Origin of the sequence: Pseudomonas sp. MG-9, assembly GCF_018729515.1 — a bacterium.
Taxonomy (GTDB): domain Bacteria; phylum Pseudomonadota; class Gammaproteobacteria; order Pseudomonadales; family Pseudomonadaceae; genus Aquipseudomonas; species Aquipseudomonas serboccidentalis.
In genome coordinates, this window is record NZ_JAHHZH010000004.1 from 575,082 (window position 1) to 600,868 (window position 25,787).

A 25,787-nucleotide genomic window follows, 5' to 3' on the forward strand; every position below is an offset into this window, starting at 1 on the left:
GTTGGCATGATACCCGCTCTCGATGACTGGATAAAGGCTGAATTGAACAAAATCTGAACAGTTATTCTGTTATTGCCAGCGGTTTGGTTGGCCTGAGCCCAGTCAGAAAACCGCCGTCAAACCTGAAGCGGTGCAGCGGTTCACTCGGGTGAGTGGAAACTCAGGCTGTAATTCACCGCTTTGGGACCTGGATCGAGGATATCCAGCGCGATGTGGATCGGCGTTTGCGGCGGCATTTCCGCCAGGCCTTCGAGGTCGCCGTTGAGGTATTCGCCGGGTTTGAAGCGACGACTGGCGATCAGATGGCCGTTGAGATCGGCGAAGCGCAGCTCCAGCAGCGGGAATGGCTGGGAGAACGTCGCGCGGTTATAGATGATCGCGTCGACCACCAGTGCACCGCTGAATTCCGGATGGCTGCGCACCACCAGATTACTGCTCTTGATCTTGGCGATGTCGACCTTGGACGGCACCGTGCAGCCAATCTGCGGACAGAATTGCTGGAACCACGGACGGTACTGATCCTGACGCGCCAGTTCGTCGAAATGATAGGCGATGTACTGCCCGGCAAGGCCGGCAGCAGCCAGCAGCACCAGCAAACTCCAGAGCAGGCGCCGGCCCCAGGGCGAGCGGCGTTTCTGCCAGTCCAGTTGCAGCGGGTCGTCGGTCAGGTCCTGCAGGACTTCGGCGCGAACGCCGGGTTCTGCGCGGTCACGCTTTTTGCGCAGCGGTTCGACTGACGGCAGTTCGTCATCTTCGGGTTCAGCGCTGGCTGACAGGCGTTCGCGACGGGCATTCGGATCGATCGGATCGTGCAGGCGCAGTTGCGGAATCGGCGGCTCGTCGTCCAGGTCCACCGGTTCCAGCGACAACGAAGGCTCGGTGCGCGCGGTTTTTGCCGGCTCGGGCTCGATGATCTGCTGTTCGGCCTCATCTTCGGGCTCGGGCAGGCGCTCATCATCGCGTGCACTGAACAGGCTGTCGCGCCACACCGTTTCATCGGCTTCAGGGCTGTCACGTCGGGCGCTCAGGGATTCTTCGCGCTGGCGGCCGAATTCGGTGGTCGGCTGGATTTCCCGTTGTTCGAGGCGGGCCAGTTCTTCGTCCAGATCCAGGCTGTCCAGATCCATCTCGTTGGCGTTCCATTGCTTTTGGCTGATGGCGCGCGGTGCGGGCAGGTCGTCGATGGCCGGTGGCTGGATGGGTTCAGGTGGTTGTGCAGCCTGCTCGGCAATCGCTGGCGCGACCGGCGTCACCGCTTCCTTGCCCGCGTGTTGTTCCAGCAGCTGTTTGGCCGCGTTGAACACTTGCAGGCAGGAGCCGCAGCGAACCACCCCACGGGCCACGCTCAATTGAGCATGGCTGACGCGGAAGCTGGTTTGGCAATGCGGGCACTGGGTGACGAAACTGTCGGTCATGCGGCGATCCGGTTTATGCAGGCGGTCATTCTAGCGCCGACGGCCAGTGATACGCACCCAGCCATCGCGATTGGCGATCGGGTCAAGATCGAAGTCCTGCGCATAAGCGGCGGCGACTTCATCGCCCTGTTCGGCGAGGATGCCCGACAGCGCCAGACGACCGCCGGACTTGACCAGGCTGGACAGTTGCGGCGCCAGGGAAACCAGCGGGCCGGCCAGAATGTTGGCGACCAGTACGTCGGCTTTGACCTGCGGCAGATCTTGCGGCAGGTACAGCGGGAACAGTTCGTCGGCAATATTGTTGCGCCCGGCGTTATCGCGCGAGGCTTCCAGCGCCTGCACGTCGATGTCGGTGCCGACGGCTTCTTTCGCGCCGAGCAGCAGGGCGGCGATCGCCAGAATCCCCGAGCCGCAGCCGAAGTCCAGCACGTTGCAGTCTTTGAGGTCCTGACCGTCGAGCCATTCCAGACACAGTGCGGTGGTCGGGTGTGTGCCGGTGCCGAACGCCAGGCCCGGGTCCAGCAGCAGGTTGACCGCATCAGGCTCCGGGGCGGCGTGCCAGCTCGGCACGATCCACAGACGCTGGCCGAAACGCATCGGCTGGAAACCGTCCATCCAGCTGCGTTCCCAATCCTGGTCTTCGATGACTTCGCTGTGGTGCTCCGGCAGCGGGCTGCCGGTCAGCAGTTCCAGATGCGCCAGTACCGGCGCAGGCTCGGTGCCGCCCTCGAACAGGGCCAGCAGATGAGTGTGCGCCCACAGCGGGGTGGTGTTGAGTTCCGGCTCGAAGATCGGCTGATCTTCGGCGTCCATGAAGGTCACCGAAACGGCGCCGACTTCAAGGAAAGCGTCTTCGTAGGTTTCGGCTTGTTCCGGGCTGATGGCGAGGCGTACTTGCAGCCAAGGCATGGCGGGCACCTTTGAAAAAAATATGATTGCAGCCTAGCGGCCAGCGAGAAGCGCGCAAGTTTACGCGAGCGCGCGCGGTTTGTGGGAGAGACTTGAAACGCCATTCCCTTGTAGGAGTGAGCCTGCTCGCGATGAGGTCGGCACATCCAGTACATGTGTCGACAGCACCATCGCCATCGCGAGCAGACTCACTCCTACAGGGGGATGTAATGTGCTGAAACAACAAAGCCGCCCGAAGGCGGCTTTGTCAGGTGCGGGCTGAAGCTTAGTGCTTCTCGCCAGCCAGCTTGTGCTCGAGGTAGTGAATGTTCACGCCCCCTTTGCAGAAGCCTTCGTCGCGGGTCAGATCACGGTGCAGCGGGATGTTGGTCTTGATCCCGTCAACCACGATTTCGTCCAGGGCGTTGCGCATGCGGGCCATGGCTTCGTCGCGGGTAGCGCCGTAAGTGATCAGCTTGCCGATCAGCGAGTCGTAGTTCGGCGGAACGGCATAACCGCTGTACAGGTGCGAATCGACGCGAACGCCGTTGCCGCCTGGGGCGTGGAAATGCTTGACCGTGCCCGGGCTCGGCATGAAGGTTTTCGGGTCTTCAGCGTTGATCCGGCACTCCAGCGAGTGACCGCGGATCACCACGTCATCCTGCGTGAACGACAGCTTGTTGCCAGCGGCGATGCTGAGCATCTCCTTGACGATGTCGATACCGGTGACCATTTCCGAAACCGGGTGCTCCACCTGAACACGGGTGTTCATTTCGATGAAGTAGAAACGACCGTTCTCGTACAGGAACTCGAAAGTGCCGGCGCCACGGTAGCCGATGTCGATGCACGCCTTGACGCAGCGAGCCAGAACTTCCTGGCGCGCTTGCTCGTCGATGCCCGGTGCCGGCGCTTCTTCGAGAACCTTCTGGTGACGACGTTGCAGCGAGCAATCGCGGTCGCCCAGATGGATAGCGTGACCCTGGCCGTCGGACAGGACCTGGACTTCGACGTGACGCGGGTTGGTCAGGAATTTTTCCAGATAGACCATCGGATTGCCGAACGCCGCGCCTGCTTCGGAGCGGGTCAGTTTCGCCGAGGCGATCAGGTCTTCTTCCTTGTGCACCACGCGCATGCCGCGACCACCACCGCCGCCAGCGGCCTTGATGATCACCGGGTAGCCGACTTCACGACCGATGCGCAGCGCCGTCTCTTCGTCTTCCGGCAGCGGGCCGTCAGAACCTGGAACGGTTGGAACGCCTGCTTCGATCATCGCGTGCTTGGCCGATACCTTGTCGCCCATCAGGCGAATGGTGTCGGCTTTCGGGCCGATGAAAGCGAAGCCGGAGTTCTCGACCTGCTCGGCGAAGTCGGCGTTTTCCGCAAGGAAACCGTAGCCTGGGTGAATGGCGGTGGCGCCAGTCACTTCAGCGGCAGCGATGATGGCCGGGATGTGCAGGTAGGACTGAGCGGCAGAAGCCGGGCCGATGCAGACGGATTCGTCTGCCAGACCCAGGTGCATCAGCTCTTTGTCGGCCTTGGAGTAAACGGCGACGGTCTTGATGCCCATCTCTTTGCAGGCACGCAGAATCCGCAGGGCGATCTCACCGCGGTTAGCGATCAGAACTTTTTCCAACTTCGCAGTCATCAAAGGCTCTCCGCAGTTCAAACGATGGTGAACAGCGGTTGGTCGTACTCAACCGGCTGGCCGTCTTCGACGAGGATGGATTCGATCACACCGCTGGTTTCAGCTTCGATGTGGTTCATCATCTTCATGGCTTCGACGATGCACAGGGTGTCGCCTTTCTTCACGGTCTGGCCGACTTCAACAAAGGCTGGCGAGGTTGGCGAAGATTTACGGTAGAAGGTACCTACCATTGGCGAGCGGGCAACGGTGCCGTTCAGCGCAGGCGCAGCAGCGACAGCCGGGGCTGCAGCAGCAACCGGAGCCGCAGCGGCAGGTGCGGCAGCAGGTGCCTGCATTGGCGCAGGAGCGTAGTACTGCTGAGCCGGGGTCTTGCTGTGACGGCTGATGCGAACGGACTCTTCGCCTTCCTTGATCTCGAGCTCGTCGATGCCGGACTCTTCCAGCAATTCGATCAGTTTCTTAACTTTACGGATATCCATGAATCATCAACTCCCAAGGGTCGGTCAGGGGCGTATAGCTTGTTGTTCAAGCTGCTCTAATGCAGCCTCCAAGGCCAGTCGGTAACCGCTGGCGCCAAGGCCGCAGATCACTCCCACCGCTACGTCGGAGAAGTAAGAGTGATGGCGGAAAGGTTCGCGTTTGTGCACGTTGGACAAATGCACTTCGATGAATGGGATGCTCACTCCCAGCAGCGCGTCACGTAATGCGACACTTGTGTGCGTAAAAGCTGCTGGATTGATCAGAATGAAGTCGACACCTTCGCCGCGGGCGGCGTGGATGCGGTCGATCAATTCGTACTCGGCATTGCTTTGCAGGTGCAGCAGATGATGACCGGCTTCACGGGCGCGACGCTCCAGATCCTGATTGATCTGCGCCAGGGTCGTTGAACCGTAAGTGCCGGGTTCGCGGGTGCCGAGCAGGTTCAGGTTGGGGCCGTGCAGCACCAGTAGCGTTGCCATCTGCGTGTTCCTTGTTATGAATGAGCAGTCGTCAGAACCCGGCGACTATGCCGCAAAGGCTTTGTGACTGTCCAGTTCTCTGCAATAGCCAGCACGATGACCGATGTTTGCGCGAAATTTGTGACTGAGTGATTTGATCCGGTCACTGTGGGCAAGCCCTGTAGGAACTGCCGCAGGCTGCGATCTTTTGATCTTGGTCTTTAACAGCAAGATCAAAAGATCGCAGCCTCGTTTCTCTCGACAGCTCCTACAGGGATCGTGATCAGACCCGAAAGGCTTGTACGGCTGTATGCAGTTGCCCACCCAATACCAGCAGGTTCTCGCCCTGTTCCCGGCCTTCGCCGATGCGCAGCAGGTTATCCCCGCCCAATTGATGGATCCGCTCACTGTGATCACGAATCTCGCTGACCGCGCCGCTTTGCTGGGCGGTGATATCGGCAATGCGGATCGCCGTGTCGGAAATGGTCTGGATCGCGCCGACGATTTTATCCAGCGCACCGTCCGCGGCTTGCGCCTGATTGGCCGTGGCTTCGGCGTGTTCGACCTGGGCGCGCATGCCCTCGACCGATTGTCGGGCGGCGGTCTGCAGGCCGGCGATCAGCGTCTGGATTTCCGCGGTGGCGCCCGCCGTGCGTTGCGCCAGTGAGCGCACTTCCTCGGCCACCACCGCAAAACCACGGCCCATTTCTCCGGCCCGCGCTGCTTCAATGGCTGCGTTCAGCGCCAGCAGGTTGGTCTGGTCAGCGATCGAGCGGATCACCGTCAGCACGCCGCCAATGGTCGCCGACTCTTCGGCCAGGTGCTCGATCATCTGCGCGTTGCCTTGCACTTCGCCGACCAGCGCATGCAGGCCGGTGAGGCTCTGGCCGATCACGGTTTGCCCGTGCTCGACGGCCAGCCCTGCATGGCGGCTGGCGTCCGCTGCCTGACGCGCGTCGCCAGCGACTTGCTGAATGGTGGCTTCCAGTTCACCCAGAGAATCACGAATCAGCGCCGTGTCGCCAGCCTGATGCTCGGCGCCCGTGTGCAAGTCATTGCTCAGTTCGGCCAGCGTGCGGCTGCTGCCGGCGACCTGTTCGGCGTTGCCGCGAATGGTTCCGACCAGATCCACCAGATACGCACGCAGACGATTGAGCGACGCTTCGATGTCGTGCAGTTCGCGGTTGGTCTTGCCCAGATGAATGTCGCGACTGAAATCGCCCTCGGCCCAGGTCGACAGCGCCGGGGCGAGGTTGGTCAGGGTGCGGGCGAGGCGCCGTTGCAAGGTGTCGATCAGCAGCGCGATCAGCAGAATCAGGCCAATCATCACGCCTTGCATCAGCCGCACTTCGCCCTGGATCTGCCCGTGCTGAGCGCGCACCACCGGCTCGAGGCCGGCGATGGCTTGCTGCACGGCGGCAATCTTCAGGTGTGTCGCGGTGCTCAGGTCCGTGCGTTTCTGGATCAGCTCGCGGGTGCGTTCCAGCTCCGCCGGGTAGCGCCCCAGCAGGCTGTTGAGTTCGCGCTTGAGGCCGACGCCGGCGTCTTCGGTAGCGGCTTTTTCGCTGCTTTCGATGCCCATCATCGCGGCGAAATCATCACTGCCGGATTCATTCTTGGCGACCACGCCGAGCAGGGGCAGGGCGTCGATGGCCTGGGACTGAGTGCGGATGCTGGCGACTTCACGCTCGACATCGGCGGCCAGTTCACTGCGGCCACTGCTGACCAGTTTGTCGCGGGCCAGCGACAGTTTGCCCAGATGCTGGGAAGCGGCGAGCAGCGGCGCCAGGTACGTCGCGTTGCCGTTGGCGTAGGTATTCAACTGGTCGAGGCTGGCGCTCAGTTCGCGTTCGGCCTGCAACAACAGCGCTTGCGGATCGCCGGCCAGTTTGCCGGCGGCGAGGAGGTCGGTCTTGCTGAATTCTTCGAGGCTCGACAGGCTCGGGCGCAGGGTCTCGGCCAGCGCCGGCGGCAGTTCGCCGAGTTCTTTCTGCAAGTCGTCGATGGCCTGGCTGGCGCTGCTCAGGCGCAGGGCGTCGCCGCTGGCGAGGTAATCCTCGACATTGCGCGCCACGTCATTCTGAAATTGCTGCGACAGACCCAGGTAACGCTCCATCAACAGATACGGACGTTCCAGCGCTTTTTGCGACCACCAGAGCGTCGCGCCGAGGGCTACGCAGACGGCGACCAGCAGCAGAGTGTTGAGATTGGTGAGCAACTTCAGGCGCATGACGGCTACCAACGGCAGGAATGGTAAGCGCCTGAATTTATTGCGGTTCTGTTACAGGGTTATGACCGAGTCGGTGGATTCCGATGAAAAAGTGGCACTTTGCTTTGATTCGCGCGCGGTCTGCACCCGGTTGCGTCCGGCACCCTTGGCGCGGTACAGCGCTTCGTCGGCCTGGCTGGCCATCATCAGGCTGTCGGAGTCCTCGTGCATTTCCACCACGCCGGCGCTGAAGGTGCACCACAAATCCTGCGGTTGGGCCGGGTAGTGGATTTCCGCGAAGCGCTGGCGAATATCGTCGAGCACTTTGTGCGCTGCTTCTATATCGGTGTCGGGCATGACGATGGCGAATTCTTCGCCGCCATAACGGCCGATGAAATCGGTCTTGCGCAGGCGTTGCTTGAGGAACAGCGCCAGGCTCTTGATCACCCGGTCGCCCATCGGGTGACCGTGGCTGTCGTTGACCCGTTTGAAGTGGTCGATGTCGAGCATGGCAAAGCTCAGCGGTTTGTTCTCGCGGCGGGCGCGGAACGAACAATCCTCAAGCAATTGCAGGATGTGTGTGTGGTTGTACAGGCCGGTAAGGCTGTCGCGGACCATCCGTGCTTTGAGATTACGCGCGCGGGCGGCGCGGTTGCGCACGGTGGTGATCAGGTGTCGCGGCTTGATCGGCTTGGTCAGGAAGTCGTCGCCGCCTTCACTCATGGCGTCGAGCTGCTTGTCCAGATCGTCCTCGGCGGACAGATAAATGATCGGTACGCTGACGTAGCGGTCGTTGTGGCGAATGACCTTGGCCAGTTCAGTGCCGGTGCAGGCCGGCATGTACATGTCGAGGATGATCAGGTCCGGCTGGAAATCCGCCAGCTCGGCCATCGCCTGGATCGGTTCGATCAGGGTGCGAGTGACGATGCCGGCGCTGTTGAGCAGGCGTTCGGTGTGCAACGCCTGGGCGCGGGAGTCGTCGATGATCAGCACTTTATAAGGTTCGTACTGGGCGACGCAGGTCAGAACCTCGATTTTCTCCAGCAGGCTCGACGCTTCGAGGGTGCCGGTGAGGAATTCCTGGCCGCCGGCGCGTACCGCGGCGAGGCGGGTCGGGGTGTCGGTTTCGTGCAGGCTGAAGAACAGCAGCGGCAGCGGTTCCTCCAGACCCACTTGCGCTTCCGCAGCAAGCTGCAGGCCGACGCCGGGCCCGCTGAAGTCCACGTCCATGACGATCGCGGCCGGCAAGCGTTCGACCATCGAGGAGCGAAACGCCGACACACTGTCCAGCGCCTGGGCGGTCAGCCCGAAGAATTCCAGTTGCTTGGCCAGCCGCTCGGCGCGGTCGTGATCCTGCAGCAGCACATAGATCGGTTTGCGCAGCGGCGGCAGAAAGGTCTGGTCGAGTTGGTCGCCATGACGCAGGCCGGTGCGCGACAGGCGTTGCATCAAGCGATTGAGGTCGGTGATCAGGCCACTGCTCAGGCGGCCGCGATTGGCATCGACGGCGTCCAGCGACTGGCTGATGTGGTGGGCCAGTTGTGTGTGCTCAGGCTGCTCGAAGCGCTCGGCAAAACGCAGCAGGCGCAGGTTGGCCTCGCTCAATTCGGCGAGGTCGGCAGTGGACCACTCACTGCGTTGCAGGCGTTGCCATATCTCAAGAATCTGACGTGCCTGATGAATTACCCGCTGGGCAAAGTGGTGCTTGAGGCGCTCACGGCTGGGGTCTTCTGGCTCGGTCATATCCTGACTACTAGTTAGGGTGCATGCTGAGATCGACTGGTGGCTCTATGCTAGCACCTCTTTTCCCTTATATGAGTGTCGCGCGTCAATAATCTGCGGTGCTGCACAATTCAGTTTCTGACCCGTTGGTATCGGATTGGACCTGTTCGTCGGGGATGCCCCCGCAAACCGGGTACATGCTGCACATCACCCAGCGAAAAAGCTTTTGTGAACAACGCTGTGGTGCACACCCGCATTCCTCCGTTATGGCTTCGCCCGGACCTTTTCTGATGATGCTGCATCAGGGAAACCCTTAGAAAAATTGCCGGCCCGTGTCGCACCTTCTGTGGATTTTCTGCTTCTCTTCAATGGCGGGTGCCGGCCTCGGCACGTTGTTGTATGGTTGTGGTCGAACCGTTGAACCCAAGTGATTGAAAGGATATCGCCATGCTGGACTGGAAGAACCGCGCGGGCAGCGCGCCTGAACGTGCCGCTGAGCCGAAGTCGGCCGCCCGCAGCTATGTGGGCGGGCTGTTATTCAGCCGCGCGCTGGCCACGCTGATCGGCATTTACCTGCTGGTGACCATCGGCCTGGGCTGGTACTGGAGCCAGGAACCGGCGCTGTTCCCGGTGGCGCAAAACGCCCAGGCGGCCGCCGAGAAAGAAGGCAAGCAAATGGTCGTCGGCTACACCACGGTCGAAACCCTCAAGACCGTTGCCGGTACTTTGCTGAACAAACCGGGCGGTTACATTTCCAACGACCGTTTCCCGCCAGGCCTGTGGATGGACAACACCCCGAGCTGGGAATACGGCGTACTGGTGCAGGTCCGTGACCTGACCCGTGCCTTGCGCAAAGACTTCGCCCGTTCGCAGTCGCAGTCGGCCGAAGACGCCGATCTGGCCAAGGCCGAACCGCGTTTCAACTTCGACAACAAGAGCTGGATCCTGCCGTCGAGCGAGTCGGAATATCAGGAAGGCATCAACTCCCTGAGCCGTTACCAGGCGCGTCTGTCTGACCCGACGCAGAAAAACGCCTTGTTCTATGCCCGTGCCGACAACCTGAACAACTGGCTGGGCGATGTCGGCACCCGTCTGGGGTCGCTGTCGCAACGTCTGTCGGCCAGTGTCGGCCGGGTGAAGCTCAACACCGCGCTGAAAACCGAAGTCCCGGCTGTTGGCGAAGTGCCGCAGGTTGACGAAGAAGTCGTCGAGACGCCGTGGATGCAGATCGACAACGTGTTCTACGAAGCCCGCGGTCAGGCCTGGGCGCTGTCGCACCTGCTGCGCGCCATCGAAGTGGACTTCGCCGATGTGCTGGCGAAGAAGAACGCCACGGTCAGCGTGCGCCAGATCATCCGTGAACTGGAAGCGTCGCAGGAGCCGGTCTGGAGCCCGATGATCCTCAACGGCAGCGGTTTCGGTGTATTGGCTAACCACTCGCTGGTCATGGCCAACTACATCTCCCGCGCCAACGCCGCAGTGATCGATCTGCGTCAACTGCTCAATCAGGGCTGAGTCATGGTCGATAGCGCCAAAGAGGCGGCGCACCGCGTCGCCTCCGATGCCGAACAGATCGCCTGGGTCGACGAGCAGGACAACCTGCTCGGCGCCTTGGTGCGGGCCGATTTGCGTGAGCGTGGCCTGATCGGTCGCGGCACCTACATCATGCTGTTCAACTCCGCCGGTGAGCTCTGCGTGCATCGGCGTACCTTGAGCAAAGCGATCTATCCCGGTTACTGGGACGTAGCGGCCGGCGGTATGGTGCAGGCTGACGAGACCTACGCCGAGTCGGCTGCCCGTGAGCTGGAAGAGGAGCTGGGCGTGAGCGGAGTGGAACTGACCGCCCACGATCATTTCTACTTCGAAGACACCGGCAATCGCCTCTGGTGCTCGGCGTTTTCAGCCGTGTGGGACGGCCCGCTGAAACTGCAGCCGGAAGAAGTCCTGGAAGCGCGCTTCATTCCGGTCGAGCAAGTACTGCTGGAAATCGAGCAAAAGCCTTACTGCCCGGACTCTCTGGCAGCGTTGAAGCGCTATCTGAAGGCTCAGCAAAGCGGCGTCGCAAAGAACACATAAATTGGCGCCGATTGGCTCTTAGCAATTGCGCTTTTTGCCGTTACACTGCGCGACCTTTTCAAGCTGCACCGAATGGTTTGACGTGGGCCTGCTGACCCACTGTAGGAGCTGCCGAAGGCTGCGATCTTTTGATCTTGTTTTTCAAGAGCAGGATCAAAAGATCGCAGCCTTCGGCAGCTCCTACAGGTCAGCAGTCTCGTTGCCAAATTCCGGTGCAGTAGCGCTGCCCCTGCCTGAGTGGGGCTTCGCGGTCGATAACCTTGCCCAAGGTTGCGATCAGTCTTTGTCCTCCCAAGAGGATTGCCGGTGGCCAAAAAAGCCGCATCCTTCGCCGCCCTTGGTGGCCTGGTATTTTCCACCGACGCAGGTCGTCATTGCCCGGAATGCAGTAAGCCGGTGGACGCCTGTATCTGCAAACAAACCGTGATCCCGGCCGGCGACGGCATTGCCCGCGTGCGTCGCGAGAGCAAGGGCCGTGGCGGCAAGACGGTGACCACCATCACCGGTGTGCCACTGGCCGAAGATGCCCTTAAAGAGTTGGCGACAACGTTGAAGAAACGTTGCGGCACCGGTGGGGCGTTGAAGGACGGGGTCATCGAAATCCAGGGCGATCATGTCGAGCTACTCTTGGCAGAGCTGATCAAGCACGGTTTCAAAGCGAAGAAGTCCGGCGGCTAGCAGCCTCTGTGAAAACCACCCGCGGCTTGATCCGGTTCTGCAATGTTCAGCGCCGGCGTCGTCTCCATGGTTTTCACAGAGCCTGTTCATACCGGTTTCTAAACTACACGCGGTCAGCGCGGTCTACCGCCGCGCTGACGAACCGTCATTTTCATTCTTTAGACTGCGCCGGCCTGAGATCAGGCGACGCACTATGACTTCTTTATAGGGGACTTCGATGTCCGTACGACGCACACGCAAAGACGATGGCAGCCAATGGACAGTTGCGGACAGCCGCAGTGTTTACGGGATTCGCCATTGGGGGGCCGGGTATTTCGCGATCAATGACGCCGGTCGCGTCGAAGTTCGTCCGAACGGCCCGAGCAGCTCGCCTATCGACCTGTTCGAACAAGTCGACCAACTGCGCAAGAGCGGCTTGTCCTTGCCGTTGCTGGTGCGTTTCCCCGACATCCTGCAAGACCGCGTCCGTCAGCTGACCGGTGCTTTCGACTCGAACATCGAGCGCCTGGAATACCAGAGCAAGTACACCGCGCTGTACCCGATCAAGGTCAACCAGCAGGAAGCGGTGATCGAGAACATCATCGCCACCCAGGATGTCTCCATCGGTCTGGAAGCCGGCTCCAAGCCTGAACTGCTGGCCGTGCTGGCGCTGGCGCCGAAGGGCGGCACCATCGTCTGCAACGGCTACAAGGACCGCGAGTTCATCCGTCTGGCGCTGATGGGCCAGAAGCTCGGCCACAACGTGTTCATCGTGATCGAGAAAGAATCCGAAGTTGGTCTGGTGATCGAAGAGGCCGCCTCGCTCAAGGTCAAGCCACAGGTCGGCCTGCGCGTGCGTCTGTCGTCGCTGGCTTCGTCGAAATGGGCGGACACCGGTGGCGAGAAATCCAAGTTCGGTCTGTCGGCGGCGCAACTGCTGTCGGTGGTCGAGCGCTTCCGCGTGGCCGGTCTGGATCAGGGCATCCGCCTGCTGCACTTCCACATGGGTTCGCAGATCGCCAACCTCGCTGACTACCAGCACGGTTTCAAGGAAGCGATCCGTTACTACGGCGAGCTGCGCAACCTGGGTCTGCCGGTCGATCACATCGACGTTGGCGGCGGTCTGGGTGTCGACTACGACGGTACCCACTCGCGCAACGCCAGCTCGATCAACTACGACATGGACGATTACGCCGGTGTGGTGGTCGGGATGCTCAAGGAGTTCTGCGACGCGCAGAGCCTGCCGCACCCGCACATCTTCTCCGAAAGCGGCCGCTCGCTGACCGCGCATCACGCGATGCTGGTGGTGCAGGTGACCGACGTCGAGAAGCACAACGACGAAATCCCGCTGATCGAAAACAAGGAAAACCTGCCGGAAACCGTGCAGTGGCTGGTGGACCTGCTCGGCCCGACCGACATCGAAATGGTCACCGAGACCTACTGGCGCGCCACCCACTACATGAGCGATGTGGCGTCGCAGTACGCCGACGGCAAGCTGACCCTGGCCGAAAAAGCTCTGGCCGAGCAGTGCTACTTCGCCGTGTGCCGTCGCCTGCACAACTCGTTGAAGGCGCGTCAGCGTTCGCACCGTCAGGTGCTCGACGAACTCAACGACAAGCTGGCCGACAAGTACATCTGCAACTTCTCGGTATTCCAGAGCCTGCCGGACACCTGGGCGATCGATCAGGTACTGCCGATCATCCCGCTGCATCGTCTGGACGAAGAGCCGCTGCGTCGCGCCGTGCTGCAAGACCTGACCTGCGACTCCGACGGCAAGATCAACCAGTACGTCGACGAGCAGAGCATCGAGACCAGCCTGCCGGTTCACGGTCTGAACGAGGGCGAAGACTACCTGCTGGGCGTGTTCCTGGTCGGCGCCTATCAGGAAATCCTCGGCGACATGCACAACCTGTTCGGTGACACCGACTCGGTGAACATCTACCAGAACGCCGATGGCAGCGTGTACCACGCCGGTATCGAAACCCACGACACCATCGAAGACATGTTGCGCTACGTGCACTTGTCGCCGGAAGAACTGATGACTCACTACCGCGACAAGTGCGCCAGTGCCCGCATCAGTGCCAGCGAACGCACGCAGTTCCTCGATGCCCTGCGTCTGGGCCTGACCCGCTCCTCCTACCTGTCTTCCTGAGATCAGGTGCGCTCCCGTCGGGTTGTCCGAAATTTTTCCGCAGGCTGTGGAAAATTCGGATGACCCGGTGGGACATCTCCCAAAAACCTCGCGAAATGTTGGGCTAACTGCACCAGCAAAGTCATCCGGTCTGCTTTTCGCGTAGGTCATTTCCTAAGTTGTACTTCAGCTCTCTACTCGGCCATGGCTCTCGGCGAGAATCCCCGGCCGCCCCTCCTGTAGAGATCCGCCCATGTTCGATTCAGTCAACGAGCCGTCGTTTCGTCTCGATGTAGCGGGGCTTTCCGCCTCCTTCGAGGTGCTGGCCTTTACCGGAAGCGAGGGCATCAGCGAACCCTTCGCCGTTGACATCGATCTGTTGGTCGATGACCCGCACCTGGACCTTGCCAGCCTGCTGTATCGCTCGGCGTTTCTGCAGTTCGGCCCTTTGAACAATGGTCTGAACGGCCAGTTGCAGGGTGTCGTCCAGCATGAGCACGGTGAGGGTTCCCGGCTGTGCCGGGTGACGCTGGGGCCGAAGCTCCGTTGTCTGCAGCTGCGTTTCAGTCAGCGGATTTTCAGTAGCCAGAACGTGCCGCAAATCCTCGCGCAAGTGCTCAAGGAACACGGGATTGTCGGCGTGCAACGGCGCTTCGATTTGCGCAGCGAGTACCCGGTCCGGACCTTTTGCACCCAGTATCGCGAATCAGACCTGCAGTTTGTGCAGCGGCTGTGTGCGCAGGCGCGAATCCACTATTACTTCGAGCACAGGCCTGACGGGCACTGTCTGGTCTTCGCCGATGATCCACCGCGTTTGCCCGTGGTCGACTCCGCACCCACAGTGCGTCGCTGGCAAGTACAAGTGGACGCCGGAGATATGCACGAACGTCCCGCCGGAACCCAAAGGGCCGAAGGCCACAGCGAACTGCCGACCTTGCGCAGCGCTCAGTGGCTGGCGCTGAGTGGATATCCGTTGGCCGAGTGCAACCGCCATTGGTTGCTCAGCCGGATCGAACATCGCGGCGACCCCGCCAGCGAACCGTCGTACAGCAACCGGATTTTCGCCACAGCCCAGGCGCCACTCCCGACACTGGCGAATACCTGTGCCAGGCCGCGCATGCACAGCCTGCAACGGGCCTGGGTGGTGACGGTTGACGAACCACAGCCCGATGACCTGCGACCGGTGGCCGTGCAGTTCGATTGGCTGTATCAGGGCGAGGGCGCTGCCGCCAGCCACTGTTGGCTGCCGCTCGCACCGGCATTGAGCGAGACGGCGCTGGCGTCATTGCGCGAAGGCGTCGAAGTGGTGGTGAGCTTTCTGGAGGGCGACCCGGATCAACCGGTAATCAGCGGGGTCTTGCAGGTGTCGGCCGTGCTCGAAGACGACGATGAGGCTTCGCTCCCCGTACTGCCGGACGAACTGCCCAGCGCAGGCCTGATGCAATGGCTCAAGTCCGAAGAGCCGCTACTGCTGTTGTGCCTGATGCCCGGCGGAGGCAGTTACAGCCACTGCTCCGCGTCAATCTGCAGTTGCCGACTGGTCGCGTCGCTGGATCAGGGCGGCGCCACTTGAGCGGCGTGGGATTTGTCCAGCAGGCGAACTGGCTGTTACTCGACGGCGCCGATGCGCAGCAGGCGCTGGCGACACTGCGTCAGGGCTTTGCCGGGGTGCGTTGCACGCGGCTGTTCGACGGCACCGAGTTTCAGGCCGTGAGCGAGCACGGTCCGCTGCTGGTCGATTTGCATGAGTGCCCGGCATTGGCCGCGTTGTGTCACCACGATCCGCAGACCTGGCGCGGTCTGCTGATCGCCAGCGAGGCCTCTGAGCAGACCCTGCTGAGCCACCTGCAACGGATGCTGAGCGTTTCCTTCGGGCTCAACCACCGCGCCTTGCTCGGTTACTACAACCGCCAGACGGCCAGCTACTTCTTCGATGCCTGCGATGCCGCCGACCTGAGCCGCTGGCTCGGGCCGATCCGCCTGTTGCGCTGGTTCGGTGGCACTTGGGCCGACCTCGCCATTGGCAGTCAGGGCTGGCAGCAATTGCGCAACCCGCAATGGGCGGTCGAACGGCTGGGGATCGACGAAAGTCTCACCCGTCGTCAGCGTGAGCGCTTGCAAAGCTGCCTGCTGGAACAGCACATCTGGCGCTGGTGCCAATCGGCGGCAACTGACTATCCGACGATGGCTTCCCATGTGCAGCAGGGGCTGGCGTTGGGGTTTCGCGAAAGGCCGCTGCTCGATGACTGGCTGTGGCTACGCTTGCAGCATCCGCGTGCGCCATTGCTGTCGGCGCCGGACGGACTGAGTGCGTCAGCGCGGCTCGAACAATTGCGTCAACGCTGGCAACGCGATCAGCCCTGAGCATGGCGGCCGCTGAACCAGCCGTCATTACGCCGCAGCCACAGGGCCAGTGCGCCGAGGGTCAGACTGCGCAGCACCATGAACAACAGGAAAGATATCCACAGACCGTGATTGCCCAGCCCCTGCAACGCCCAGGCGAACGGCAGCAGCAGGGCGACGGTCAGCAGCATGCCGTTGCGCATTTCCCGCGCGCGGGTGGCGCCAATGAACAGGCCGTCGAGCAAGTAACTCCAGACCGCAATCAACGGCAACACCGCCAGATACGGCAGATAGATGAACGCGGTGTCGCGCACGCTCTGGATGTCAGTCTGCATTTCGATGAACAGGTGCCCGGCCAGCAGAAACAGCGCGGCGAAACCGAGGCTGGCCAGCAGCGACCAGCCCCCGGCCACCACCAATGAGCGACGCAAGGCGAGGCGATCACGGGCGCCGATGGCGTGTCCGCACAAGGCTTCGACCGCATGCGCCAGACCGTCCAGCGCGTGGGCGGTCAGCAACAGGCCGTTGAGCAACAGGGCATTGGCCGCCACGGTGGCATCGCCGAGCCGCGCGCCTTGCACGGTGATCAGGAAAAATACCGATTGCAGCGCCAGGCTGCGAATGAAGATGTCGCGGTTGACCGCCAGCAGCGGGCGCCAGCTCTGCCACACCTTCAGCGCCGCCCAGGCGATGTGCCCGGGATAGGCGCGCAATGCGTCTCGGGTCAGCCACAGGCCGAGCAGGGCACCGCTCCACTCGGCGATCACCGAGGCCCGGGCCGAACCGACCACGCCCCATTCCAGACCCATGACGAACCACAGGTTGAGAGCTATGTTGATCAGGTTGGTGCTCAGCAGAATCGCCAGCGGCGCCCGGGCGTTCTGGGTGCCTAGAAACCAGCCGACCAGGGCGTAACTGGCCAGCGCCGCCGGCAGCCCGAATAACCGGGTGTGGAAAAAGTCGCGGGTCAGTTGATCGAGCTCGGCCGACGGCTGCATGAAATGCAAGGCCACGCCGCTCAACGGCACGCCCAGCGCGCCGAGCACGATCGCCAGCCCCAGGGCCAGCAACAAGCCCTGCAACAGTATCTGCCGCAACGCCGCACCATCGCTGCGCCCGGCGGCCTGCGCGGCAAACCCGGTGGTGCCCATGCGCAGAAAGCCCATGGCCCAGGCGAGAAAGGTGTAGAGGCTGGCGCCGACTGCCACGGCGCCCAGTTGATGGGCGTGGGGCAGGTGACCGATGACGGTGCTGTCGACCAGCGCCACCAGCGGCACGGAAATATTGGAAAGAATCATCGGCGCGGCGAGCGCCCAGACCTTGCGGTGAGTCGGGCGGTCGCGCCAGTCGGCAATCAGGTTGGACATGCGGGCTCCTTGGAGGAGCGGGGATTGTAGCGATTCATCTGGTCTGACACGCAATCCATTGCAGGCGAAGCCTACAGGGAGGCTGTGTCAGTGGATGATCCAGCTCAGCAACCACAACCCCAGCAGCAGCCAGATGATCCCGGCAATGATCGACGCATTCATGAACGCGCGGATCGCCGACCACAACAGCATCAAGCCGACGATCAGCGCGAGAATGCTGATGATCGAGGTGTCCATACCCAGCGTCTTGGCCAGGCCGTCGACAAAGTTGCCGCCGGCGTTGCTCAGAATGTTGAACAGGCCGCTGAGCCCATCGACGATAAAGCGGATGATCGAGCCGAGTGCCTGGCCGAGCCATTCGAAAAAGCTTTCTACCTGCATGTGTGCATCCTGATGAAAGAGCTGAGCCTTGGGCCACAACGGAGGTGGCCGAGTTCCCTGTCAGGAGTATGGCTCAATGCTGCGCCGAACGGAAAACCTGTAGGAGCTGCCGCAGGCTGCGATCTTTTGATCTTGATTTTCAAGGGCAAGATCAAAAGATCGCAGCCTGCGGCAGCTCCTACATGGGCCTTGCCTTCAGGACGTATCCCCCCGAAGCTATACGCCTTCAGGAGAACCCGATGAACCTTGTTGAACTGACCGAACGCCTGCACGCCATTCGCGACCGCAATGACTGGCGGCAATTTCACAGCCCGAAAAACCTGGCCATGGCCGCCAGTGTCGAGATGTCCGAACTGGTGGAGATTTTCCAGTGGCTGACTGAAGACCAGTCGCGCCAGTTGCCGGCGGACAAGCTGGCGCATGCCGGGCAGGAAGTCGGCGACATCGTGCTGTACCTGTTGCTGCTGTGCAGCGAGTTGGGGCTGGACATGAATGAAGTGGTGCGCAGCAAGCTCGCCGACAGCGAACGGCGGTTCAACTGATGAGCGACCGGCATTTCGATCAGTTGGCGACCCGGTTCGCCGAAAAAATCTACGGCGGCGCCAAAGGGGCGATTCGCCTCGCAGTGCTGCAGGCCGACCTTGCCGAAGCGCTGCCGGAGCGGCCGTTGCGGGTGCTGGACATCGGTGGAGGCCTGGGCCACATGTCGCTGTGGCTGGCCGAACGCGGCCACGAAGTGACCTTCACCGAACCGGCCGAGCCGATGCTCGAAGGCGCCCGTCAGCGCTTCGCCGAGGCCGGGCAAACCGCGAGGTTCATTCAGGCACCGTGGCAGGAGCTGCTCGGTCAGCTCACTGAACCGTACGATCTGGTGATCTGCCATGCCGTGCTCGAATGGCTGGCCGAACCCCACGCGATCCTCCCGGTGCTGCATCAGCTGACCAAACCCGGCGGCTGGCTGTCGCTGGCGTTCTACAACCGTGATGCACTGATTTATCGCAACCTGCTCAAGGGCCATTTCAAGAAAATGCGCAAGAACGTCATGGCCGGCGAAAAGCAGAGCCTGACCCCCCAGCAGCCGCTCGATCCACGGGAACTGGCGACGCAACTCGAAGGGTTGTGGCAGGTCGAAAGCCAGAGCGGGGTGCGGGTTTTTCACGATTACATGCCGGTGGAATTCCAGGCCCGCGCCGAACTGGCGGACTTGCTGGAAATGGAACTGGCGCACCGTCGTCACCCAAGCTTCGCCGGGCTTGGGCGTTACTTGCACTGGATCTGCCGGCCGATCTGATCGGAGCACGACATGAAAGCACAATCGGGGTTATTGCTGATCTGTCTGGGGTTGGCCGCCTGTCAAGGCAGCAACCCGTACGTGGCGCAATCGCGGCCCCTGCCGCCAGCGCCGCCGCAAGCCGCGACCACCTTCGACCGCAGTGCTTATCCGGCGCCACCGCGCGATTACGGGCGCTATCGCAGTTGGGCCTGGCTCAACGGGCAACTGCCGCCGGGCACCGCGTGGGCGGATTCTGCGCAAGTGGCCGAGGCGGTCAGCAATGCCCTCGACCAGCGCGGCTTGCGCCCGTTGCACGACAATCGTCCGGCCGACCTGTTGGTCAGTGCCAATATGCGTCTGGAAACCCGCTTGCGTCAGGTGCAGGACGATTACGGTTACGGCGGATACAGTGGCTATGATCGATACGGGCGCGGTTATGGCATGTACAACAGCGTGCCGATTGTTCGCACCTATCAGGAGCAGGTTGTCGTGGTGCAGGTCAATCTGTTCGACGCCGGCACTGGTCAACCGGTGTGGAGCGCCAGCGCCGAAACGGCCAGCCAGGGAAGCCAACTGGTGCGCACCGACGCCATTCGCGAGGCTGTGGAAAAAGCCATGTCAGCCTATCCGCCCAGCTAAACTCTATGTGAGAACACTTCGCGGGTTCAGGCCTTCAACCGGAGAAAACCATGTTCCGTCGTCTCGCTTTACTGGTCATGGCCGCGTTGCTCAGTGCCTGCGCCGCCCACCAGGTCAACCATGACTTCGATGCCAGTCGCGACTTTGCCGCGTATCGCAGCTGGAGCTGGAAAGACCCCGCCCTGCAATACCGCCCGGATGATCCCCGGATCAAAAGCGATTTGACCGAGCAACGTATCCGCCAGGCCGTCAGCGACCAGCTCGACCAGCGCGGCTTGCGTCCTGCCGCCGCAGGTACCAAGGGCGACCTGAGTGTGCAGACCTACCTGATCGTCGAGGATCGCCAGCAGCAAGTGACCACCAACTACGGCGGCGGTTGGGGTGGCCCGTGGAACGGTTACTGGGGCGCGCCGATGTACAACGAAACCCGCAACATCACCTACAAGGTGGCGACGATCCAGATCGACCTGCTCGACGGCAAGGACGGCAAACTGGTGTGGCGCGGCAGTGATGAGCAAATGCTCAGCAGTACGCCCAGTCCACAGGATCGCAGCAACGCGATCCGCGAGACGGTCGGCCGGATTCTGGCCAACTATCCACCGCGCTAAGCCGGTTTGAAGAATGGGAGCCCAGCGGCTCCCATTTTTTTGCCTGACACAAATCCCCTGTAGGCGTGAGCCTGCTCGCGATAGCGGTCTGTCTGCCACATAGTTGTTGGATGGGTCACCGCCATCGCGAGCAGGCTCACTCCTACAAGGTTTTGCACTGTAGGAAATGGCGCGTTGCCACTAGTCCCGTCTACACTCAAATCCACCATCGGAGGTCGCGCTCGGCAACATGCCGGCAAAGGAGTGCGCCATGTCGCCTCGTTCGCAGTTCAACGGTCCGGCCCGGCAACACGGGGCGATCGGGTTGATGGCGGCTGCCACCCTCAGCCTGGCGCTGGTGCTGATGCTGCTGGTGGTTGACACCGGTCGGCTGTACATGGAGCAGCGCAAGTTGCAGCGGGTGGTGGACAGTGCGGCGCTGGAAGCCGTCAGTCGCGGCGGCAACTGCCAGTCAGGCCTCAGCGCAGCCACTTATGCCGGGCAAAGCGCTGTACGCAACGGCTACGTCGTCGATAGCAACAACACCCTGGCGACCACCTGTGGCAGCGTACAGACCGCGGCCAGCGGACTGCGCACGTTCACCGCCGATGCGACCCGGTCAACCGCGGTCAAAGTCGCGGCCAGTCGCACGGTGACCACCAGTTTTGCCGGTGGCGTACAAGCATTGTTCACCGGCTCAGCGGTCAGTCTGACCACCACGCTGAATGCCTCGGCCGTTGCCGCCCAGCCGACCCCGACGGTGGCACAACTGAACATCCGCAGCACGCTGGCGAGCATCAATACTGCGCAGTCGAACATTCTCAATCCACTGTTCTCCGGCTTGCTGGGCGGCAACGTCAACCTCACGGCAGTGGGCTGGGATGGCCTGCTCAATACTGACATCAACCTGCTCAGCTACCTCAACCAACTGGCGATCAACCTCAACGTGGCCGCCGGCAACTATACGCAGCTACTCAATACCCAGGCCACGGTCACCCAACTGATTCAGGCGGCCGCGACGGTGGTGCAGCTCAATGGCGCGACGGCCGAGGTGATCACCGCGTTGGGGCAATTGCAGGTCGCGGCGGCCAACGCCGCCCCGGTCAAGCTCGGCGACATCCTGCAGTTGCAGACCGGCACCACGGCGGCCGGGCTGGATGCCAACCTGCAGCTGCTGCAATTGATTCAGGGCGTGGTGCAGTTGGCCAACAGCAAAAGTGCGGTGGCCGCGACCTTGCCGATCAGCGTGCTGGGGCTGGCGAACGTCACGGTACGGGTCAAGGTGATCGAGCCGCCGCAGTTTTCGGCGATTGGCGATCCGGCGCGGGCCAAGGCCAACCCGTTGGGGCCGGACCGGATTTATGTGCGCACGGCGCAGGTTCGCACGATGCTCTCGGTGGATCTGCCTGTATTGAGTGGGGTTGCCGGGCTGACCAACGCGGTGCTGGGCCTGGTAGGTGGGCTGACCTCGACGCTCAATGCTTTGCTCGGCCTGAATCTGGTGGCAGTGCTTAACTCGGTGGTATGCATTGGCTGTCAGCAACTGGATCCACTGCTTTTGCCGTCGCCGAGAATCGATATCAGCCTGGATGCCGGTGGTGCTAAAAGTTATGTCACCGATTACAGCTGCCCGACCGGCTCCACCGGTAACAAGAGCCTGACCGCACATACCATTACCTCGATTGCCGACCTCAAGCTCGGAAAGATCGACCCAACCAATGCTTTCTCATCCTCAGCCGAGCCGACGGTCACGCCGTTACCGCTGATCGATCTGGGCATCGCGACATGTTATAGGGTCGTCGGGCTTGGCAGCTGTGATCCTAATTCGCATATTCAATACGGTGCCGGCGGCATCGCAATCATGCTGGACACCAGCGTTGCGCAAAACTCGCAGGACTTGTTGTTTTCCAGTGGTACGCCATTCGCGACACCTGCCAACCTCAAACTGCCGCCAAGCGTGCAATCAGCTGCGCCGACTACCAATATCGTCGGCAGTCTCAGCAACACGTTGGCGGGGATCAACCTGATCGTATACAGACCGCAGGGCAGTAATCCACTGGGCGCAGTTGTGACTGACGTCGCCTCATTGATCAGTGATGTCTCCAATCACCTGTTGCCTGTGGTGACTAACCTGCTCAGCCCATTGCTCGACCCATTGCTCAACAACCTGCTCAAGTCCCTGGGCATCAACCTGATGGACGTCGACGTCGGCGCCAACATGACCTGCGGCCAGACCGGCAAGGCCTATCTGGTGATCTAGACGTCCGACGCCACCGGCAGCTCGATGCAGAAGCGGGCGCCCTCCACCGAGTTGCGCACGCTCAAATGGCCGCCCATGTTTTCGATGATGCCGTAGCTCACCGACAGGCCCAGCCCGGTGCCGACACCCACCGGTTTGGTGGTGAAGAACGGTTCGAAAATCCGCTCCAGCAAGCGCGGGTCGATGCCGCCGCCGTTGTCCTCGACCCACAGCCGCACCGTGTGCTCATCGCGTTCGGCGTAGATCGAGATCCATGGCTTGAACGTCGAGTCTTTCTCGCGTTTGCCGAGCAGTGCATCGCGGGCGTTGACCATCAGGTTGATCAGCACCTGTTCCAGCTGATCGACATAGCCGCGCACTTGCACGGTAAAGCCGGTTTCGCTGATGTGCAGATCCACGCCCTTGCCGCGCATGCCTTCGGCCAGCAGCGACAATGTGCCTTCGATGGCCGAGGCCGGGTTGAACAGTTGCTGCTCGATCTCCGAGCGGCGACCGAACACGCGCATGTGATCGACCACTTTCGCGGCACGCTGCACCTGGGCGTCGATGCGCTTGAGTTTATCGGTCAGGTAGTCGATCTGCGCGTCGCCGTTGCTCAGGCGCTTGAGCACGTTGACGATGGCCATGCGCATCACGTTCAGCGGCTGGTTGATTTCGTGGGCCAGGCCGGTGGCCATTTCGCCGAGGGTGGCCATTTTCGCGCTTTGTGTGAGTTGCTGCTGCGAGCGCCGCACTTCGGTGTTGTCACGGCCCACGGCCTGCACTTCGAGCAGGCGCCCGTGCTCATCGAACACCCCGCGATCGGACCACACCCACCACGCATGCTCACGCCCGGGCAGTTGCAGGCTGATTTCCGCGGTGCTCACCGGCAGCTCCGGGGTCAGCAGCGCCAGGCGTTGCACGAAGGCGGCGCGTTGCTCGTCGGACATCCAGCTGCCCAGATCGACCCCCGGCAATTGCTCCGGCGTGCATTCCAGATAGGTCGCCAGCGGCCGGTTGCCGAAGGTCAGGGTCAGGTCCGGGCGATAGCGGCAGATCATTGCCGGCGAGTCTTCTACCAGAATTCGATAGCGTTCTTCGCTGTGCCTGACCTGTTCGGCAGCGAGGGTCGCTTCGGTGACGTCCAGCCACAGGCCGACGGCTTCGACCGGCAGGCCAAGGTCATTGCGCAGCAGCTTGGCTTCGTCGAGCAGCCAATGGTATTCGCCGCGCGTGTCGCGCAGGCGATAACGCGCGCGCACCGAGCCTTCGCGCAATAACTGTCGGGTGCGGGTGAAATACAGTTCGCGGTCTTCGGGATGAATCAGCTGCACCCAGTCGGCGGCGCTGCACTCGTCCGGTGTCCAGCCCAGCAGAGGTTCCAGGCTGGCACTGAAGAAGGCCGGGATCAGTGCGCCTTCGACGTAGCGCTGGACATAAATCACCGCCGGCGAACTGGCGATCAGGTTGTCCAGTCGTGCATGGGCGGCTTCGGCCCGTTGCTGCTGGTTCCGGGTGTCGCTGATGTCGAGCATGAACCCCACCAGCCGCCGATGCTCACCCGTGCCGGCGACCTGCCCCTGCACGCGATACCACTGCGGTATTTGTTCGCGGTCGCTGCGGTGCAGACGAACGCTCAGCGTCAGGGGCTCGCCGTGCAGTTGCAGGGCGTGCAGGCGGCTGCGCAGTTCTTCGCGATCGGCCGGATGAATCAGCGCCAGCCAGTCTTGCAGCGGGATTCGAGCTCTGTCCGCCGGCAACACGTCGAGCAGCGACGGGGCCAGCAGCACGTCGTCACCGAGCATCTCCCACCAGCCGGTACCGAGCAGGGTTTGCAGCGATTCGAGCCGCTCGGTGTAGTGATGATGCTGCTGGTCACGCAAGCGGCTGAGCAGTGGGGCTGCCAAGGCACTGGTCAGTGACATCCAGTCGCGGTCGCTCAGGTGTGGCGCGGCAACGTCCACGGTGTAGAAGCCGCAGAGCAGCCACGCCATTACCCCGCGATCATCGCTGTAGGGCACAGCGAACCCATCGGCGTTGCCGAACGTGGTTTCCACTCGCGAATGTTCGTACAGCCCATGATGGGCGCCGAGACGCTGCGGCGCGCTACCGTTGAGGCTGTCGAGCGGTGTGCCCAGACGCTGGCCGTCCTGCCACAGCATCGGGGCATCGTGGGCGCGATACTGTTCGAAGATCTGCCAGCCCTGTTCCTGTTCGTCGAGCAGGGCGATGGCCAGGCACGGGATATGCCAGCGCTGGGCGATGGCCTGCAATTGCTCGCTGACCACCACCGGCAGGCGCGTCAGGCTACAGACGCGCAGGTGCTCGCTGATCTGCCCGGCGAGGGCCTGACAGGCGTCGCGATTGCGCGCTTGCTGGCGCTCGAGCAGCAGGTCACCGATGTCCATCAATTGCAGTACCCAACCCTCGGCCAAGGGCTGCACCCAGCCGCGCAAATGCAAGGTCTGATCACTGAGTCCGGGGAAGTCCAGGTCGAGCATTTGCCCTTGCCAGTCTTGCGGGCGGCCCTCAATCGCCAGTGTGCTGTGCGCCAGTAAATAAGCCGACAGCGGCAACGGTGACTCGTGGGGCGGCCGTTGGGCCAACTGTTGGCGCAACGGCCCGGCCACCTGCAATACGCAGCCTTCGTTGTCCAGGTGCAGGTGCAGGCCCAGCGCAGGAGAGCCGAGAAGGTCGGGCAATTCGCTGGCAGGCGTCGGCGCGCGTTTGAGCAAGCGTCCGAACAGATTGTCGCCGGAGGTCAAAATTTCAGGCTCGACGTGGCAGTAAGGTTGGCGGGCAGGCTCGGCACCGCACCCACGCCCGGCAAGACCAGAAACGGGATGACCTGATTGAGCTTGCTGGTGGGGTAATTGACGCTGACTGTCAGCGTGCCTTGAGTGGCGTCATACACCGCCGAGGTATCGACGCCGACCACCAGGTTCAGCGTTGATGGCACCCACTGCAATTGCTGGGTCAACGCGGCGTTGGCGGTACTCACCACCACGCTGGCATAACCGGGGGTATTGGGGTCGACCGCGACGCTGCGGCGCACCGCTTCGGACGTCGCCTCGTTGAACGTCTGCATCAATACAAACGGCAGGCTGTAGCTGACCAGTGCGTAGAACACAGCGAAAAAAATCACGAATACCAAGGCGAATTCGATCGCCACTGCGCCTGCCTGTGATTTTGCGAAGCCGGTTTTCATGACTGCGTCTACCCTGACGTTCACTGCGTAGTATCAGCATAGAATCAATCAGCAAAATCGGACGGGATT

The 25,787-nt window shown here is 61.9% G+C and carries 22 protein-coding genes; 11 read left to right on the forward strand and 11 right to left on the reverse strand.

Annotation, left to right across the window (positions count from 1 at the left end; translation table 11 throughout):
- Positions 1–140 precede the first annotated feature (140 nt).
- From KKQ10_RS13430 to gcbA, 7 genes are all read right to left on the reverse strand, one after another.
- The gene (locus KKQ10_RS13430; protein ID WP_215501364.1) at positions 141–1,415 is read right to left on the reverse strand and encodes a DUF3426 domain-containing protein; all 1,275 of its coding nucleotides are present in this window, start codon (positions 1,413–1,415) and stop codon (positions 141–143) included.
- A gap of 30 nt (positions 1,416–1,445) precedes the next feature.
- Positions 1,446–2,324 carry a 50S ribosomal protein L11 methyltransferase gene (prmA, locus tag KKQ10_RS13435; protein ID WP_042557472.1) on the reverse strand — a complete coding sequence of 293 codons (879 nt, stop codon included), beginning with the start codon at positions 2,322–2,324 and terminating at the stop codon, positions 1,446–1,448.
- A 265-nt stretch (positions 2,325–2,589) separates the two neighbouring features.
- The gene (accC, locus tag KKQ10_RS13440; protein ID WP_045122275.1) at positions 2,590–3,948 is read right to left on the reverse strand and encodes an acetyl-CoA carboxylase biotin carboxylase subunit; all 1,359 of its coding nucleotides are present in this window, start codon (positions 3,946–3,948) and stop codon (positions 2,590–2,592) included.
- A gap of 17 nt (positions 3,949–3,965) precedes the next feature.
- Positions 3,966–4,427: an acetyl-CoA carboxylase biotin carboxyl carrier protein gene (gene accB, locus KKQ10_RS13445; RefSeq protein ID WP_127649109.1), complete on the reverse strand. Its 462-nt coding sequence runs from the start codon at positions 4,425–4,427 to the stop codon at positions 3,966–3,968.
- A 24-nt stretch (positions 4,428–4,451) separates the two neighbouring features.
- The gene (gene aroQ, locus KKQ10_RS13450; RefSeq protein WP_064585783.1) at positions 4,452–4,907 is read right to left on the reverse strand and encodes a type II 3-dehydroquinate dehydratase; all 456 of its coding nucleotides are present in this window, start codon (positions 4,905–4,907) and stop codon (positions 4,452–4,454) included.
- A 262-nt stretch (positions 4,908–5,169) separates the two neighbouring features.
- A complete protein-coding gene (locus KKQ10_RS13455; protein WP_215501365.1) occupies positions 5,170–7,116 on the reverse strand; it encodes a methyl-accepting chemotaxis protein in 1,947 nt (648 codons plus the stop codon).
- Between the two features lie 51 nt (positions 7,117–7,167).
- Entirely contained in the window at positions 7,168–8,838 is a 1,671-nt protein-coding gene (gene gcbA / locus KKQ10_RS13460; protein WP_127649113.1) for a diguanylate cyclase GcbA, read from the reverse strand.
- A gap of 426 nt (positions 8,839–9,264) precedes the next feature.
- Here gcbA and KKQ10_RS13465 point away from each other — a divergent pair, with 426 nt between their 5' ends.
- The 6 genes from KKQ10_RS13465 (at position 9,265) to KKQ10_RS13490 (ending at position 16,045) form a co-directional block, all read left to right on the forward strand.
- A complete protein-coding gene (locus KKQ10_RS13465; protein ID WP_064117268.1) occupies positions 9,265–10,332 on the forward strand; it encodes a DUF2333 family protein in 1,068 nt (355 codons plus the stop codon).
- Between the two features lie 3 nt (positions 10,333–10,335).
- A complete protein-coding gene (locus tag KKQ10_RS13470) occupies positions 10,336–10,893 on the forward strand; it encodes an NUDIX hydrolase (RefSeq protein WP_127649115.1) in 558 nt (185 codons plus the stop codon).
- A gap of 306 nt (positions 10,894–11,199) precedes the next feature.
- Positions 11,200–11,571, forward strand: coding sequence for a translation initiation factor Sui1 (locus tag KKQ10_RS13475; protein WP_041068080.1), 372 nt, complete (start codon positions 11,200–11,202; stop codon positions 11,569–11,571).
- Between the two features lie 217 nt (positions 11,572–11,788).
- On the forward strand, positions 11,789–13,702 hold the full coding sequence (speA, locus tag KKQ10_RS13480; protein ID WP_215501366.1) for an arginine decarboxylase: 1,914 nt from the start codon (positions 11,789–11,791) through the stop codon (positions 13,700–13,702).
- A 232-nt stretch (positions 13,703–13,934) separates the two neighbouring features.
- Complete coding sequence (locus tag KKQ10_RS13485; RefSeq protein WP_215501367.1) at positions 13,935–15,254, forward strand: type VI secretion system Vgr family protein; 1,320 nt, start codon at positions 13,935–13,937, stop codon at positions 15,252–15,254.
- Positions 15,251–16,045 (forward strand): DUF4123 domain-containing protein, encoded by a 795-nt coding sequence (locus tag KKQ10_RS13490; RefSeq protein ID WP_215501368.1) that lies wholly within the window; start codon positions 15,251–15,253, stop codon positions 16,043–16,045. The genes KKQ10_RS13485 and KKQ10_RS13490 overlap by 4 nt, the downstream gene beginning before the upstream one ends.
- On the opposite strand, the gene KKQ10_RS13495 is transcribed toward KKQ10_RS13490, so the two are convergent.
- Positions 16,036–17,391: an MATE family efflux transporter gene (locus KKQ10_RS13495; RefSeq protein ID WP_215501369.1), complete on the reverse strand. Its 1,356-nt coding sequence runs from the start codon at positions 17,389–17,391 to the stop codon at positions 16,036–16,038. The genes KKQ10_RS13490 and KKQ10_RS13495 overlap by 10 nt on opposite strands.
- Before the next feature lie 87 nt (positions 17,392–17,478).
- A complete protein-coding gene (locus KKQ10_RS13500; protein ID WP_007963021.1) occupies positions 17,479–17,772 on the reverse strand; it encodes a hypothetical protein in 294 nt (97 codons plus the stop codon).
- A gap of 239 nt (positions 17,773–18,011) precedes the next feature.
- On the opposite strand from KKQ10_RS13500, the gene KKQ10_RS13505 reads away from it, so the two are divergent.
- From KKQ10_RS13505 to KKQ10_RS13525, 5 genes are all read left to right on the forward strand, one after another.
- Positions 18,012–18,314, forward strand: coding sequence for a MazG-like family protein (locus KKQ10_RS13505; RefSeq protein WP_135294881.1), 303 nt, complete (start codon positions 18,012–18,014; stop codon positions 18,312–18,314).
- Positions 18,314–19,063, forward strand: a complete 750-nt coding sequence (locus tag KKQ10_RS13510) for a methyltransferase (RefSeq protein ID WP_215501370.1) — start codon at positions 18,314–18,316, stop codon at positions 19,061–19,063. The genes KKQ10_RS13505 and KKQ10_RS13510 overlap by 1 nt, the downstream gene beginning before the upstream one ends.
- Before the next feature lie 12 nt (positions 19,064–19,075).
- Positions 19,076–19,684, forward strand: a complete 609-nt coding sequence (locus KKQ10_RS13515; RefSeq protein WP_127649128.1) for a DUF4136 domain-containing protein — start codon at positions 19,076–19,078, stop codon at positions 19,682–19,684.
- A gap of 50 nt (positions 19,685–19,734) precedes the next feature.
- The gene (locus KKQ10_RS13520; protein ID WP_215501371.1) at positions 19,735–20,292 is read left to right on the forward strand and encodes a DUF4136 domain-containing protein; all 558 of its coding nucleotides are present in this window, start codon (positions 19,735–19,737) and stop codon (positions 20,290–20,292) included.
- Between the two features lie 250 nt (positions 20,293–20,542).
- A complete protein-coding gene (locus KKQ10_RS13525) occupies positions 20,543–22,531 on the forward strand; it encodes a pilus assembly protein TadG-related protein (protein ID WP_215501372.1) in 1,989 nt (662 codons plus the stop codon).
- On the opposite strand, the gene KKQ10_RS13530 is transcribed toward KKQ10_RS13525, so the two are convergent.
- Both KKQ10_RS13530 and KKQ10_RS13535 read right to left on the reverse strand, forming a co-directional pair.
- A complete protein-coding gene (locus KKQ10_RS13530; RefSeq protein ID WP_215501373.1) occupies positions 22,528–25,275 on the reverse strand; it encodes a PAS domain-containing protein in 2,748 nt (915 codons plus the stop codon). The genes KKQ10_RS13525 and KKQ10_RS13530 overlap by 4 nt on opposite strands.
- Positions 25,272–25,718, reverse strand: coding sequence for a TadE/TadG family type IV pilus assembly protein (locus tag KKQ10_RS13535; protein WP_127649136.1), 447 nt, complete (start codon positions 25,716–25,718; stop codon positions 25,272–25,274). Before KKQ10_RS13535 ends, KKQ10_RS13530 begins: the two co-directional genes overlap by 4 nt.
- Positions 25,719–25,787 lie beyond the last annotated feature (69 nt).

Coding starts and splice junctions, on each gene's coding strand:
- KKQ10_RS13430 (WP_215501364.1), bottom strand. CDS start 1,415: ATGACCGACAGTTTCGTCACCCAGTGCCCGCATTGCCAAACCAGCTTC.
- prmA (WP_042557472.1), bottom strand. CDS start 2,324: ATGCCTTGGCTGCAAGTACGCCTCGCCATCAGCCCGGAACAAGCCGAA.
- accC (WP_045122275.1), bottom strand. CDS start 3,948: ATGACTGCGAAGTTGGAAAAAGTTCTGATCGCTAACCGCGGTGAGATC.
- accB (WP_127649109.1), bottom strand. CDS start 4,427: ATGGATATCCGTAAAGTTAAGAAACTGATCGAATTGCTGGAAGAGTCC.
- aroQ (WP_064585783.1), bottom strand. CDS start 4,907: ATGGCAACGCTACTGGTGCTGCACGGCCCCAACCTGAACCTGCTCGGC.
- KKQ10_RS13455 (WP_215501365.1), bottom strand. CDS start 7,116: ATGCGCCTGAAGTTGCTCACCAATCTCAACACTCTGCTGCTGGTCGCC.
- gcbA (WP_127649113.1), bottom strand. CDS start 8,838: ATGACCGAGCCAGAAGACCCCAGCCGTGAGCGCCTCAAGCACCACTTT.
- KKQ10_RS13465 (WP_064117268.1), top strand. CDS start 9,265: ATGCTGGACTGGAAGAACCGCGCGGGCAGCGCGCCTGAACGTGCCGCT.
- KKQ10_RS13470 (WP_127649115.1), top strand. CDS start 10,336: ATGGTCGATAGCGCCAAAGAGGCGGCGCACCGCGTCGCCTCCGATGCC.
- speA (WP_215501366.1), top strand. CDS start 11,789: ATGTCCGTACGACGCACACGCAAAGACGATGGCAGCCAATGGACAGTT.
- KKQ10_RS13485 (WP_215501367.1), top strand. CDS start 13,935: ATGTTCGATTCAGTCAACGAGCCGTCGTTTCGTCTCGATGTAGCGGGG.
- KKQ10_RS13495 (WP_215501369.1), bottom strand. CDS start 17,391: ATGTCCAACCTGATTGCCGACTGGCGCGACCGCCCGACTCACCGCAAG.
- KKQ10_RS13500 (WP_007963021.1), bottom strand. CDS start 17,772: ATGCAGGTAGAAAGCTTTTTCGAATGGCTCGGCCAGGCACTCGGCTCG.
- KKQ10_RS13505 (WP_135294881.1), top strand. CDS start 18,012: ATGAACCTTGTTGAACTGACCGAACGCCTGCACGCCATTCGCGACCGC.
- KKQ10_RS13510 (WP_215501370.1), top strand. CDS start 18,314: ATGAGCGACCGGCATTTCGATCAGTTGGCGACCCGGTTCGCCGAAAAA.
- KKQ10_RS13515 (WP_127649128.1), top strand. CDS start 19,076: ATGAAAGCACAATCGGGGTTATTGCTGATCTGTCTGGGGTTGGCCGCC.
- KKQ10_RS13520 (WP_215501371.1), top strand. CDS start 19,735: ATGTTCCGTCGTCTCGCTTTACTGGTCATGGCCGCGTTGCTCAGTGCC.
- KKQ10_RS13525 (WP_215501372.1), top strand. CDS start 20,543: ATGTCGCCTCGTTCGCAGTTCAACGGTCCGGCCCGGCAACACGGGGCG.
- KKQ10_RS13535 (WP_127649136.1), bottom strand. CDS start 25,718: ATGAAAACCGGCTTCGCAAAATCACAGGCAGGCGCAGTGGCGATCGAA.